Genomic DNA, 13553 nt, shown 5'->3' on the forward strand with positions numbered 1-13553 from the left:
TCGGCATCGCAGCGAGACCGCGGCAGGAACCGTCAGGGAACGTTGGCGCAATCGGGCGCTGCCGCGGCCAGACGGGCATCGAGTGTGAGCAGGCGGCAGCCGATGACGCGTGCCAGCACCACGTACATCGCGTCGTAGGCCGTGAGGTTGTGCCGGAGTGCCCAGACGGCAGGCAGCCGGTCGATCATCGGCACCTGTTCCACACCCAGCTGCTGGAACTCACGGAACGCCCGTAGCGCGTCGTCCTCGGTCAGATGGCCGCCCAAGGACCAGCCCCGCACAACAGAGGCCACCTCGGCGGTGAGGTGCTGGGGTGCGATCAGATCGTGGCCCTCGAGATGCGGAACGGCAGATGCACCCCGAGCAGTGCCGAGCAGGACCTCGGCGACCACCGACGCGTCGACCACGAGGGTCATGCGCTCGGCCGCTGCTGGGCCAGCACAGCTTCTGCCGGTGGAAGCTCACGCCGCCCCCGCTCGGAGATGCGGGCCAGCAGCTCGGCGCGACTGGGCTGCGTGGCCAGCCGCTCGAGCTCGTCGCGCAGGTAGTCGCTCAGCGACTTGCCCTCGAGCGCGGCCTTCGCCTTGAGTGCCCGACTGGTCTCCTCAGGAACATTGCGCACCTGGATCGTTGTCATGCACCAAGCATAGGTGGCATGCAGAGTGCATGCACAGCCCATCCCTCGGCCCGCCCGGTACGGCGATCGCGACCGGGCATAACCTGAGGCCATGACCGCTACACCGCGCTCCGAGTCGATCCGACTGCGCTCCGCGCTGGAGGCGCTGCCCGCCTACGTGGCCGGCAAGCCCGCCGCCAACGGGGCAGGCCCTCGGTTCAAGGTCTCCTCGAACGAATCGCCGTTCCCTCCGCCCGCGGCGGTGCGGGAGGCCGTGATCACCGCGATGGACAGCGCGAACCGCTACCCCGACATGGGTGCGGTGGCCCTGCGGGAGGCGCTCGGTGCCCTGCACGGCGTGGACCCCACGCAGATCGCCGTGTCCACGGGCTCGGTGGCCGTCTGCGGCGATCTGGTGCGCGCCGTCGTCGACCCCGGCGACGAGGTGGTCTTCGCCTGGCGCTCCTTCGAGGCCTACCCGATCCTGGTGGGCTCCCACGGTGGGGTCAGCGTCCCGGTTCCCCTGACCGCCACCTTCGAGCACGACCTCGAGACCATGGCCGCCGCCATCACCGACCGCACCCGCCTGGTGCTGCTGTGCACACCCAACAACCCCACCGGGCCCTCGCTGACCACCGAGCAGATCCGCGTCTTCCTGAGCCGGGTGCCGGAGCACGTGGTGGTGGCCCTGGACGAGGCCTACCGGGAGTTCCACGACCCCGACTCCGTGGCCGAGACCGCCACGATCTTCCGCGACCATCCCAACGTGGTGCTGCTGCGCACCTTCTCCAAGATGCAGGGCCTGGCGGGCCTGCGGATCGGCTACGCCGTGGCCCACCCCCGGCTGGCCCGTGCACTTGGCCAGGTCACCGTGCCCTTCGGAGCGGGATCCCTGGCCCAGGCCGCGGCCCTGGCCAGCTGCGAGCCGGCCGTGATGGCCGAGCTCGAGCAGCGGGCCGCATGGATCCGTGAGGAACGCGCGCGCGTGGCCGATGCACTGCGGGCGCAGGGCTGGGAGCTGCCGGTGAGCCAGGGCAACTTCCTGTACTTCCCGCTGGCCGAGCGCAGCGCGCAGTTCGCCGCCTTCGCCGAGCAGCGCGGCCTGGTGCTACGGGCCTATGGGGTGGACGGCGTGCGTGCCACCATCGCCGAGCAGGAGGCCAACGACCTGCTGATCGACATCTGCGGCCAGTGGCGCGAGCGCGACGCGCAGGCCTGAGAGGCGCCGACGGTCCACGGCAACCCACGGGGGCCGGTACGCCCCGAGCGGCCCTTGGGCGTACCCTCCTGGCGGCGGACCGGCAGGACCGGGCCGGATCGAGGAAGGAGCAGAGCGGATGAGCAGCGTCAGCGCGCCACGTCTGGGAGGCCCGCGGGCCTACGTGGTGTGGATCGCGGCCGTGCTCGCCTACGCCTCGGCAGTGCTGCAGCGCACCACCATGGGTGTGGCCGGACTTGACGCCACCGAGCGCTTCGGCGCCTCCGCCCCCATCGTCTCCACCTTCGTGGTGGTGCAGCTGCTGGTGTACGCGCTGGCGCAGGTCCCGGCCGGCCTGCTGCTGGACCGGTACGGCTCCCGGGTCACGCTCACCGCCGGCGCCGTGCTGATGGCCGCCGGTCAGCTGCTGCTGGCCCACGCCGACACCGTCACCGTGGCGATCCTGGCGCGAGTGGTGGTGGGTGCGGGGGACGCCCTCACGTTCTCCAGTGCCATCCGCCTGGTGCCGGCCTGGTTCCCCGCCGCCCGGGTCCCGATCCTCACCCAGCTCACCGGGATCCTGGGCCAGGTGGGGCAGATCGCCTCCGCCGTGCCCTTCGTGATGATCCTGTCCCTGCACGGGTGGACCCCGGCCTTCACCGCCTCTGCCGGGGTGGCGGCCTGCGGAGCGCTGCTGGCACTGCTCCTGGTGCGAGCCACCCCACCCGGGATGCGCCGTCCCACCGTGAAGCAGGACCTTCGGCGCATCCCCCTGGTGCTGGGACGCATCCTCCGTCACCCCGCCACCCAGCTCGGATTCTTCACCCATCTCACCTCCGGGTTCCCCGGGATCGTGTTCTCCATGATGTGGGGGTTCCCGTACCTCACGGCGGGGGAGCGGCTGCCGCTGCCGGTGGCATCCGGGGTGATGACGGTGCTGGTGATCGCGGGCATCGTCTCCGGGCCCGTGATCGGCGCGCTCACCCAGCGCCACCCGCTGCGCCGCTCCACCCTGGTGCTGCTGATCATCGCCACCATCCTGGTGCCGCTGATCGCCCTGGTGCTCTGGCCGGGACCCGCCCCTATGTGGCTGCTGATCGTGCTGGTGGCAGGCCTGGCGATCGGCGGTCCCGGTTCCAACGTGGGCTTCGACTTCCCGCGCACGGACCTGGCCCGGCACCGCCTGGGCACCGCGACCGGTGTGGTGATCATGGGCGGTTTCGTCGGCGGCCTGGTGGCGATCCTGGTGATCGGCCTGGTGCTGGACGCCCTGCGTCCCGACGGTGCCTACGACCTGGAGGCCTTCCGCATCGCCTTCGCGGTGCAGATCCCGCTGATCCTCGCCGGGATCACCGGGATGCTGGTGAGCCGCCGCAACCTGCGCCGCCGCATGGCTGCCCGCGGGCAGGTGGTCCCGCCGTGGCGCGAGGTGTTCCGCAACGGCCGATGGCGGAGGATCTGACCCCCGGTCCGGATGCAGCAGGCCATCCCGGGGGACGCTCGCGGCGTGTCGGCCCGGGAACGATCACTAGGCTGGTCCGCAACCACCCGCCCGGTGCCGCGTGGCCGCGACCCAGCCCCGCAGCCCCGCCTCCACTTCGTCGTCCTTCCAGCTCAGGAGCCTTCCATGACGTTCACTCTCGGCATCGTCGGCATCGGCCAGTTCGGCTCCCACTTCGCGGAGCTGTTCGCCGCTCACCCCGAGATCGACGCCCTCTACGCGGTGGACTCGATCCCCGAGCGGATCGACGCCGTCGAAGCACGCGGTGTGCCGTTCGCCGGGCGCTTCGACACCCTCGAGCAGCTGCTGGACTCCGACGTGGACGCCGTGGCGATCTTCACCCAGCGCTGGACCCACGGCCAGCACGCCCTGGCCGCCCTGCGCGCCGGCAAGCACGTGTACTCCTCCGTGCCGATGGCCATCGAGGAGGAGGAGATCCGTCAGATCACCGAGGAGGTGCAGCGCAGCGGCCTGGTGTACATGATGGGCGAGACCAGCCAGTACAACGCCGCAGTGGTGCTGGCCCGCCGCCTGTACCGGCAGGGCGTGTTCGGTGAGGTGTTCTACGCCGAGGGCGACTACGTCCACGACATGGACCTGGGGTTCTACGACGCCTACAAGTACTCCGGCGGCGAGCAGTGGAAGTCCACCGCCTCCTACCCGCCGCTGCTGTACCCCACGCACTCGATCGGCGGCATCCTGGGCGTGATCCCGAACCACGCGGTCTCCGTCTCCGCGATCGGCCGCCCCGACACCCGCGGCGACGGGGTGTTCGACAAGAGCGTCTCGATGTTCGGCAACGACGTCTCCAACGCCTTCGCCCTGTTCGAGATGGACAACGGCGGCGCGTTCCGCACCAATGAGCTGCGCCGCGTTGGCTACCCCTCCCACAAGCGCGAGTCCCGCTTCCGGTTCTTCGGCGAGGAGTCCTCCTTCGAGGAGACCGTGGAGGTCACCTACTGGCACGACAAGCAGCGGGTGCTGGAGGTGACCGACCTGATCGCCACCGGCGCCACCATGAGCCTGGACGATCCGCGCCTGGCCGACGTCTCCCCGGCCCTGCGCGACGCCTTCGTGGCCGGTGCCGCCCCCGCCCACCACCAGGCGCGCCTGCCCAAGGAGCTCCAGGGCAAGCCCAACGGCCACGAGGGGGCCCACCACTTCCTGGTGGACGATTTCGCCCGCGCCGTGGCCGACGGCATGCAGCCCATGGTCAACGCCTGGCAGGCCGCCCGCTACACCCTGCCCGGGGTGATCGCCCACCAGTCGATGAACCGGGACGGCGAGCGCCTGCCCATCACCGACCTGGGCGACTGCCCCCTGCCGGTGCAGGACCTCGACGTCGACCAGGAGCCGCTGGACCTCGAGGCCCTGTTCGCGGCGCAGGATGCACGGAAGGGCTCCGCTGTGCAGTGAGGAGCTGCCGGGCCGTGACCGGGAGCGTGCTTCCTCTCACTCGGCGTCCGACTCGGTGTACGCCAGTCCCAGCAGCGTGCCGTCCTCGGCCACGGTGATCTCCGCTCGGGTTGCACGTCCGGTGCGTTCCTCGATCCGGGAGACATGCAGGACACGCCCGATCAGCCTGGCCTGCGGGGGGCCGGCGCGGGTGAGCTCCCCGTACACCGCCGGGACGGCGTCGAAGGCGCGCGCCACGCCGCCGGATCCCGCCATGCGGCGGATATGGGCGGAGGCGCGCTGCTCCAGCTCCTCGTAGCGGCGCTCCGCGGCTGCATCCAGCAGCCCGACGGCAGCGGCCACCTGGGAGGCGGAGGGATCCGGCTGCGGGCGCGTGACCTTGAGGGGCACCTGGCGCCCGAACCGCTTCTGCGCGGCCTGCCGAGTGATCCCCAGCTGCTCACCGATGGCGGCCCAGGTCATCCCGGTGGCGCGGGCCTCGGCGACGAACAGGTGCAGGGTGCGCTCGGCGGTATCGGCCAGATGGGCGGCCGCCGCGAGGGACTGCTGGACCTGTGCGCCCGGTGCGTCGGCCAGCGGCCCCAGGCACAGGGCCGAGGCCACGCTGATCTCATCGCGCAGTCGGGAACGGTCGTCCATGGCGGCATTGTCTCGCGCCCCGGGTCCCGTGGCTGCGCGACGTCGAGCTACAGCACATCGGGGGTCTGCGGGCCGTGCTGCTGCGGCCCGAAGGTGCCCCGAGCCCCTCGCGGCATGATCAGGTAGGCGGCGAACACCGTCAGGGCGATCCCGATCACCCCCAGCGGGGTGTCGATGAACCAGTTCATCTGCTCGAGCGTTCCCTGGGTCGCCACGATGGACACCGCCAGCCCCACGGTGCTGTTGAGCGTGGAGTGTGCGAAGGCCGCGGGCAGGGGGTTGCCGCCCGCGCGCTCGGTGATCGCCCCGAAAAGGAAGTGCAGTGCCACACACGCGATGATGAACATGCCGATCGCCAGAGGACGGGGCGCTCCGGGGTAGTTGTGTCCGATCAGCGTGATCGGCAGGTGCCACAGCGACCAGATGAGAGCACCCACCACGATCGCCCCGGTGAAGCCCAGGGGCTTCAGCTGCCGCCACAGCCAGCCGCGCCAGCCGATCTCCTCTCCCAGGGCGGGGATCACGGAGACGAGCAGGTTCACGGCGGTGACAGCCAGCACGACGGTCACGGCGACCGGCACGGGCATCTCGGCGCCGGCGTCGGCCATCGCAATGGTCGTCGCGTGTGCCCAGGTGCTGCCGGTGAGATCACCCGGCACGCCGCGCAGCACCATGATCACGGCGGAGGCGGCGTTGATCGCCAGCATCACCAGCACGGCCAGCGGGATCCACAGCGCCAGGCGCTTCCAGCGACCGCGGAAGCGCAGCCCCACCTCATCCCGCCAGGAGCCCCTGGTCACCAGCTTCACCACGATCACGGTGGCGATCGCAGGGGCGAACATGCCTGCGGACAGCACCCATGAGTACAGGGGGTGGGTGATACCGCCGGGCAGGAACCAGAACGGGGCAGCGCTCAGGGCGAGCAGCGCGTAGGCGATCGCGGCGAAGATCAGCACCGGTTTCCAGGGGACCGAATGAGGCGGGGGCAGCATCTCGGCGGGTCGGTGTGCGGGATGGGGGCTCATGACAGGAGTGTGATGCGACAGCCACCAGGAAGTCAACTGATGGTTGACATGCGCGGGCCTGCGGCCTGGATCGACTGCTCCTTGTGTAGTGGATGGTCCTCGCACGGTGGGATGCGCGGCTGCCGGAGAGTCCGCTCATGCTGGTGTACGTCGCCCTGCCCTGCATCCTCCTCGCCGTGGTGACCCTTGCAGCTGGGATGCGCGCGTGGCAGTCGCGTCCAGCTGCCGCGATCGTGAGCAGCAGTGGTCCCCACGGCGCGCCGGAGTCGGTCGGCGAGGCTCCTCCCTCTCACCCTACGGAACCGTAGGTTACGATCGAGCGGTGAGCGCGTTCTCGACCACCATCCCGCCTGTCGCCGACCAGGAGCCGATGACCCAGCTCCTGGCTCCCGACGGCACCCGGACCCCCCACGAGGAGTTGGACGCCGTCCTGGCGGGGCACAGCACCGCATCCCCCGCAGGTGCCGCTGAGGGCGATGCGTCAGCAACCGCCGACCCCGGACCGGACCTGGCCTCCCCGGAACGCCTGCGCGGCTACTACCGCGACATGGTGATGATCCGCGCGGCAGACCTCGAGGCCACCTCGCTGCAGCGGCAGGGCCAACTGGGCCTGTGGGCCAGTGCGCTCGGGCAGGAGGCCGCGCAGATCGGCGCCGGGCACGCGGCCCGCACCCAGGACTACCTCGTCCCCACCTACCGCGAGCACGGGGTCGCCTGGGCGCGCGGCATCGAGCCGATGCGCCTGCTGGAGATGTACCGCGGGATCTCCCACTGCGGCTGGGACCCGTACGAGCTGCGCACCCACCCGTACATGATCGTGCTGGGCTCCCAGGCCCCCCATGCCGTGGGCTACGCCATGGGCCTGCAGCGCGACGGCCTGGTGGGAACCGGCGACCTCGACAGCGACACCGCGGTGCTGGCCCTGTTCGGCGACGGCGCCTCCAGCGAGGGCGAGGTCTCCGAGTCCTTCACCTTCGCCGCCTCCTTCCAGGCACCGGTGGTGTTCTACACCCAGAACAACCAGTGGGCGATCTCCGTGCCCACCTCCGTGCAGACCCGGGTGCCACTGGCCCAGCGCTCCCGCGGCTGGGGCATCCCCTCGATCCGGGTGGACGGCAACGACGTGCTGGCCGTACTCGCCGCCGTGCGCTCGGCCATGGACGCGGCCCGCGCCGGGGAAGGGCCCCGCTTCATCGAGGCCATCACCTACCGCATGGCCGCCCACACCACCAGCGACGACGCCTCCCGCTACCGCAGCAGCGAGGAGGAGCAGCAGTGGGCCGACAAGGACCCGATCCTGCGCCTGCGCCGCCACCTCGCCCAGCTCGACGAGATCGACGAGACCTACGTGAAGGCCTGCGAGGAGGAGGCCCACGACCTCGCCATGCGCCTGCACCACTTCATCCACGACATGCCCGATCCGGACCCGGTAGCCATGTTCGACCACGTCTACGCGGAGCCCCATCCCGTGGTGGAGCGCGACCGCGAGCAGTACCTGCAGTACGTCGCCCAGTTCGAGGACGACGCAGACAGCACCGAAGGATCCGGCGCGACGGGCGGGGGGAGCGGCCGATGAGCACCACCAGCAGCACTCTTCCCATCGCCAAGGCGATCACCGCGGGACTGCGCGACGCCATGCGCGCCGATGACCGCGTGCTGATCATGGGGGAGGACGTGGGCGTGCTCGGCGGCGTCTTCCGCGTCACCGATGGTCTGCACGCCGAGTTCGGCTCCCAGCGGGTGGTGGACACCCCGCTGGCCGAGGCCGGGATCGTGGGCACCGCCGTGGGCCTGGCCTACCGGGGGTATCGGCCCGTGGTGGAGATCCAGTTCGACGGCTTCGTGTTCCCGGCCTTCAACCAGATCACCACCCAGGTCGCCAAGATGCACTACCGCACCCAGGGCCGGGTGAGCCTGCCGATCGTGATCCGCATCCCCCACGGCGGCGGCATCGGCGCGGTGGAGCACCACTCCGAGAGCCCCGAGGCACTGTTCGCCCACACCGCCGGACTGCGCATCCTGGCCCCCGCCACCAGCCAGGACGCCTACTGGATGACCCGCCAGGCCATCGAGAGCGACGACCCGGTGATCATGCTGGAGCCCAAGCGCCGCTACTGGGTCAAGGGCGACGTGGATCCCGACCACCGGCCCGAGCTGTCCCCCTGGGAGGCAGCCGTGGCCCGCCCCGGCACCGACGCCACCCTGCTGGCCTGGGGCCCCAGCCTCCCGCTGGCCCTGGAGAGCGCCGAGGCCGCGGCGGCTGAGGGCGTCGACCTCGAGGTGATCGACGCCCGCTCGCTGGCACCCCTGGACCTGCCCACGGTCTACGAGTCGGTCAAGCGCACCGGCCGCCTGGTGATCGTGCACGAGGCCCCCGTGCTCGGAGGTCTGGGCGGTGAGATCGCCGCCCGCGTGGCCGAGGAGTGCTTCTCCCACCTGGAGGCGCCCGTGCTGCGAGTGGGCGGCTACCACACCCCTTACCCGCCGGCCCGCATGGAGCACGCCTACCTGCCCGATCTGGACCGGGTGCTGGACGCCGTGGATCGCGTCCTCGCACACTGACTGTTCCCACCCCCGTGGAAGGACCACCCCATGGCTGACCCCACCGACCCCCAGGCATCCGGCTCCGCGCCCGACAGCCGGATCGTCCGCATCAATCTCACCGACCCCGGTGAGGGCCTCACCGAGGCCGAGATCGTCGACATCAAGGTCTCCGTGGGCGACACGATCGCCATCAACGACGCCGTGATCGAGGTGGAGACCGCCAAGAGCGCCGTCGAGCTGCCCAGCCACGTCGCCGGTACGGTCACCAAGGTGCTGGTGTCCATCGGCCAGGAGGTGCCCGTCGGCGCCCCGCTGTTGGAGATCGACACCAGCGGCGGCCCCGCCCCCGAGCAGAGCCCTGCTGCCGGAGACGCGGTGGAGGCCACCCCGCAGGAGACCGCCCAGGCCGCGGAGCAGGACCGTGGCCAAGATCCTGACTCGCAGCGGGACGCCGACCCCGGGCAGAGCGTCGGTTCCGCGCAGGATGCCGGTTCAGCGCAGGACGCCGGGGCCGACGGGGCCGCGGAGGACGCGGGGGAGGACCAGCCCAAGAACCTGGTGGGCTACGGCGCACCGTCGGCCCCCCAGCGCCGCCGGCGTCGCCGCACCGCCCAGGAGGAGGACACTCAGGTCCCCATCGACCGGATCCTCGCCAAGCCGCCCGTGCGCAAGCTCGCCCGCGACCTCGGCATCGCGCTCGCCGACGTGCTGGCCACCGGGCCCGATGGCACCGTCACCCGTGAGGACGTGCTGGCCGCCCAGCAGCGCGCCATGAGCGGCGACACCGTCACCGTGCACGACGGCCAGTACTTCCCCGAGGAGTCGCCGCAGGCCCCCGAGGGCCTGGACGCCGCAATGAAGTCCAGTCGCCACCAGCCCTTCGCCGGCGTCACCAGCGACGAGCGCACCACCCGGGTCCCGATCCGCTCGGTGCGCAAGCGCACCGCCGAGGCGATGGTGGCCTCCGCCTTCACCGCCCCGCACGTGACTGTGTTCAATGAGGTCGACATGACTGCTGCCACGCGCATCGTGCAGCAGCTGCGCGGTTCGCGCGAGTGGTCCGGGGTGAAGGTGAGCCCCCTGGTGGTGGTGGCCAAGGCGCTGCTGGTGGCGATTCGCCGCAACCCGGAGGTCAACGCGTCCTGGGACGAGGACGCCGGCGAGATCGTCTACAAGCACTTCGTGAACCTCGGCATCGCCGCGGCCACGCCGCGGGGTCTGATCGTCCCGAACATCAAGGACGCCCACCTGATGACCCTGCGGGAGCTGGCCGAGGAGATCGACGAGCTCGCCAAGACCGCACGGGCCGGTCGCACTCCGCTGTCGGCAACCCGCGAGGGCACCATCACCATCACCAACTTCGGCGTGTTCAACATCGACTCGGGCACCCCGATCCTGAACCCCGGCGAGTCGGTGATCCTGGGGATCGGCGCCATCAAGGAGAAGCCATGGGTGGTGGACGGCCAGGTGGTGCCCCGGCAGATCGCACAGCTCGCCCTGAGCTTCGACCACCGCCTGATCGACGGGGCCCTCGGTGCCGAACTGCTGCGCGACATCTCCGCCGTGCTGGAGGACCCGGCGCTCGGACTCGTGTGGGGATGACCGCTGCGTTCGACTCCTCCGTCACAGCGGGCCCGCACCCGAGGCCGGCGGTGACCGCGATCCGGTGCGCCTCGGTACTCTGAGGCGGTGACCTCCCCCTCCCCACGCCCGACGGCCCGCCGCGATGACGCGCGCATGCACACCGTCGAGATGGACGCGCTGCGACTGGAGGACAGCACCGAGGCCGAGACCCTCAGCTCCGGTCCTCCGCGGACGCCCCTTCCCTCCCGGCAGGTCGTCCTCCTGGTCGCGGCCGGCGGGGCGCTCGGTGCACTGCTGCGGTTCCTGCTGAGCGCGGCCGTACCGAGCCTGGCCACGCCCACCCTGGTGGAGCTGCCCTGGGCGACCCTGCTGGCCAACGTGCTGGGATGCCTGGGGCTGGGGGCACTGGTCGGAGTGCTCGAGGTGCGGCCGGGCAGGCCCTGGATGCAGCCGCTGCTGGGCACCGGCCTGTGCGGGGGCTTCACCACCATGTCCACGGCAGTGCTGGACGGGGCGGCCATGATGGGTGCGGACTTCGCGATCCTCGCCATCGTCTACGCCACCCTCTCGCTGGTGCTCAGCATCGGCGCGCTGGTGGTGGGCATGCTTATCGCGCGCTTCCTGGCACGCCGTGGTCCGGAGCAGGTGAGCGCATGACCTTCCTGCTGAGCATGCTCGTGGTCGCCCTGGGCGGCGCCGGGGGAGCGGCCAGCCGCTGGGGCCTGATCGTGCTCATGGAGCGGCGTGCCGCCGCCCGCGAGCGGTCCGGCCACGGGCACCTGCCCACCGGCCTGGAGATGATGCCGTGGGCGACGTTCCTGGCGAACCTCCTGGCCTGCCTGCTGCTGGGGATCCTGGTGATGCGGCTGGGATCGGTGGGAGGGACCCTCGAGCTGCTGTACCTGCTGCTGGGCGTGGGGTACTGCGGGGCCCTGTCCACGGTGGCCACCGCGGCGCTGGACGTGGTGAACCTGGTGCGGCGCGGGGCGCCGGTGCTCGGGCTCGGCTACGTGCTGTTCACCATCGGCACCGGCATGGCCGCCCTATGGCTGGGCCTGGTGATCGGCTCGTGACCGCACCCCCCTCCCGGCGCGGCGCCCGCGACGCTGCAGCCCGCCGCCCTGACGCCGACTCCCGTCCCGACCGCTCCCCGCTGATCCCGGCCCTCATCGGAGGCGCCGTCCTGCTGGTGCTCGCCGCGATCTCGGTGCTCGCGGCCGACGCCGCCGGGGCCGGCAACCCCGTGCTGCGCGATGCAGGACTGATCGCCCGCACCGGGGCGCCTGTCGCCGCCCTGATCGCCGACCTCGCCGGCGCGATGTCCCTGGGCGGGGCGCTGCTGGCCGGATGGCTGCTGCGCGAGGAGGCCGACCGCTCCCGCGCCATGCTGGTGGTGGCGGTGACCGCGGGCGTGACCACGGTGGCGCGCGGCGTCGCCCTGCTGTTCTCCTACGCGATCGCCACTGGACAGCCGGTCGGATCGGACCGATTCGGCTCCGACCTCAGCGTGTACCTGGCCACGGACCTAGGGGTGTGGCTGCTGACAGCCCTGCTGGTCAGCGCCGCAGCCACCGCTGTGGCCGTCACCGGGTCCTCCCGGGGCCTGGCCCGCGTGGTCACCGTGATGATCGCCGCCGTGGCGTTCTGCGCCGCCATGACCGGGCACGCCTCCGGCGGGGACACCCACGAGGTCGCCACCTCCACCATGATGGTGCACCTGCTGGCCGTGGGCATCTGGCTGGGCGGCCTGGCCGTGCTGCAGCTGCTGCCGGCCACCTCCCGGGACGATGCTGCCGTGGTGCGCGGCTACTCCCACCTGGCCCTGATCGCCTGGATCGCCCTCGCCCTCAGCGGCGTGTGGGCGCTCGCGGTGCGCATGAACTCCCCGGCCGAGCTGCTCACCCACCCCTATGTGCAGCTCGGTGCCGCCAAGGCCGTGCTGCTGCTGGCCCTGGGGGCGATGGGCGCGCTGCAGCGCCGCCAGATCGCCACCGGCCTCGCTCGCACCGCTGCCGAAGGGCAGGGCCCGCCGCCGGTGGCGGTGTACCGCAGGCTCGCCCTGATGGAGCTGGCCCTGCTGGGGCTGGCCGTGTCCCTGGCCGCGGCCATGAGCTCCTCCCCGCCGCCGGCCGAGGCCGTCCCTCCGCCTCCGGGCCCGGCCGCCGTGCTCTCCGGCTACCCGCTGCCTCCAGCCCCGGAGCTCACCACGGTGCTCACCCAGTGGCGGCCCGACCCCTTCGGCATGGCCCTGGCCTGCGCCCTGCTGCTGTGGTGGTGGCGCCCCGCCGCGCCGTCCCGCGAGCGGGCAGCGAGCATCCGCCTGGTGGCAGGGGCTGCGCTGCTGGTGCTGGTCACCTCCGGTGCACTGAACGTGTACGCCAAGGTGCTCGTCTCCGCCCACGTGCTGCAGCACGTGCTGCTGGTGGCGGCGGGCGCCCTGATCGGCAGTGCGCTCACCGTGCCGGCGGCTGTGCGCGTGCTGGGGCGGGGACGCACTTGGCTCGCCGCCCTGGTGGCCGCCGCCCCGGTGGCGCTGCTGATCGCGGTGTACGCCGGGCCCGGGCTGCGCGTCGCGCTCGAGAGCCACGTCGCCCATCTGGGGCTGCAGGTGCTCGCCCTGGTCGGTGGTGCGCTTGCGGTGCTGCTGGTGCGCACTGCGCTTGAGGAAGCTCCTGCCGCCGAGGTTGCTGGCAAGCGTCGACGCTCCACGGTGGCCCGTGCCGCGCTGGTGGCGGGCGGGCCGCTCCTTCTGCTCGTGGTGGCGGGCATCGCCCTGTCCACCACGGACATCCTGCTGGCGGCCAGCTGGTTCGGCGCGACGGGTCGGCAGTGGTGGCCGGACGCCCTGGCCGATCAGCACGGGGTCGGATTCCTCATCGCCGGGCTGGCCGTGCTCTGCGCGGCGGTCGTTCCGGTTGTGCTCCGGAGGGGTCGCCGCCAGGCGGCCGGTTCGCAGCTCGTCCTGAAACCAGGAGTGCGCACCACAACCGGGAGCTGACAGTTCGATCCGGCGCTGGTGCGGGGATCCCG

The 13553-nt window shown here is 71.8% G+C and carries 13 protein-coding genes; 9 read left to right on the forward strand and 4 right to left on the reverse strand.

Going from position 1 to position 13553, the window contains the following annotated elements; translation table 11 throughout:
- Positions 1–32: 32 nt before the first annotated feature.
- Positions 33–416, reverse strand: coding sequence for a type II toxin-antitoxin system VapC family toxin (locus IOE58_RS05060; protein ID WP_193865315.1), 384 nt, complete (start codon positions 414–416; stop codon positions 33–35).
- Positions 413–637, reverse strand: coding sequence for a FitA-like ribbon-helix-helix domain-containing protein (locus tag IOE58_RS05065; RefSeq protein WP_193865316.1), 225 nt, complete (start codon positions 635–637; stop codon positions 413–415). The genes IOE58_RS05060 and IOE58_RS05065 overlap by 4 nt, the downstream gene beginning before the upstream one ends.
- A 91-nt stretch (positions 638–728) precedes the next feature.
- Between IOE58_RS05065 and IOE58_RS05070 the strand changes: the two genes are divergently transcribed.
- The 3 genes from IOE58_RS05070 to IOE58_RS05080 all read left to right on the forward strand — a co-directional run bounded on the left by IOE58_RS05070 (position 729) and on the right by IOE58_RS05080 (position 4731).
- Positions 729–1835 (forward strand): histidinol-phosphate transaminase, encoded by a 1107-nt coding sequence (locus tag IOE58_RS05070; RefSeq protein WP_193865317.1) that lies wholly within the window; start codon positions 729–731, stop codon positions 1833–1835.
- 118 nt (positions 1836–1953) lie between these two features.
- Positions 1954–3276: an MFS transporter gene (locus IOE58_RS05075; RefSeq protein WP_193865318.1), complete on the forward strand. Its 1323-nt coding sequence runs from the start codon at positions 1954–1956 to the stop codon at positions 3274–3276.
- A gap of 165 nt (positions 3277–3441) precedes the next feature.
- Complete coding sequence (locus tag IOE58_RS05080; RefSeq protein ID WP_193865319.1) at positions 3442–4731, forward strand: Gfo/Idh/MocA family protein; 1290 nt, start codon at positions 3442–3444, stop codon at positions 4729–4731.
- A gap of 36 nt (positions 4732–4767) precedes the next feature.
- On the opposite strand, the gene IOE58_RS05085 is transcribed toward IOE58_RS05080, so the two are convergent.
- A complete protein-coding gene (locus IOE58_RS05085; RefSeq protein WP_193865320.1) occupies positions 4768–5370 on the reverse strand; it encodes a hypothetical protein in 603 nt (200 codons plus the stop codon).
- A gap of 47 nt (positions 5371–5417) precedes the next feature.
- The gene (locus IOE58_RS05090) at positions 5418–6395 is read right to left on the reverse strand and encodes a CPBP family intramembrane glutamic endopeptidase (protein WP_193865321.1); all 978 of its coding nucleotides are present in this window, start codon (positions 6393–6395) and stop codon (positions 5418–5420) included.
- Between the two features lie 322 nt (positions 6396–6717).
- On the opposite strand from IOE58_RS05090, the gene IOE58_RS05095 reads away from it, so the two are divergent.
- The 6 genes from IOE58_RS05095 (at position 6718) to IOE58_RS05120 (ending at position 13521) form a co-directional block, all read left to right on the forward strand.
- Positions 6718–7971 (forward strand): thiamine pyrophosphate-dependent dehydrogenase E1 component subunit alpha, encoded by a 1254-nt coding sequence (locus IOE58_RS05095; RefSeq protein WP_259890728.1) that lies wholly within the window; start codon positions 6718–6720, stop codon positions 7969–7971.
- Positions 7968–8957, forward strand: coding sequence for an alpha-ketoacid dehydrogenase subunit beta (locus IOE58_RS05100; RefSeq protein ID WP_193865322.1), 990 nt, complete (start codon positions 7968–7970; stop codon positions 8955–8957). The genes IOE58_RS05095 and IOE58_RS05100 overlap by 4 nt, the downstream gene beginning before the upstream one ends.
- A gap of 30 nt (positions 8958–8987) precedes the next feature.
- Positions 8988–10541: a dihydrolipoamide acetyltransferase family protein gene (locus IOE58_RS05105; protein WP_193865323.1), complete on the forward strand. Its 1554-nt coding sequence runs from the start codon at positions 8988–8990 to the stop codon at positions 10539–10541.
- Positions 10542–10628: 87 nt separating this feature from the next.
- Positions 10629–11180: a fluoride efflux transporter FluC gene (locus IOE58_RS05110; protein WP_259890727.1), complete on the forward strand. Its 552-nt coding sequence runs from the start codon at positions 10629–10631 to the stop codon at positions 11178–11180.
- Positions 11177–11596, forward strand: coding sequence for a Fluc/FEX family fluoride channel (locus tag IOE58_RS05115; RefSeq protein ID WP_193865324.1), 420 nt, complete (start codon positions 11177–11179; stop codon positions 11594–11596). The genes IOE58_RS05110 and IOE58_RS05115 overlap by 4 nt, the downstream gene beginning before the upstream one ends.
- On the forward strand, positions 11593–13521 hold the full coding sequence (locus IOE58_RS05120; RefSeq protein ID WP_348981875.1) for a CopD family protein: 1929 nt from the start codon (positions 11593–11595) through the stop codon (positions 13519–13521). The genes IOE58_RS05115 and IOE58_RS05120 overlap by 4 nt, the downstream gene beginning before the upstream one ends.
- Positions 13522–13553 lie beyond the last annotated feature (32 nt).

This window comes from Brachybacterium epidermidis (genome assembly GCF_015209585.1).
Lineage (GTDB): Bacteria > Actinomycetota > Actinomycetes > Actinomycetales > Dermabacteraceae > Brachybacterium > Brachybacterium epidermidis.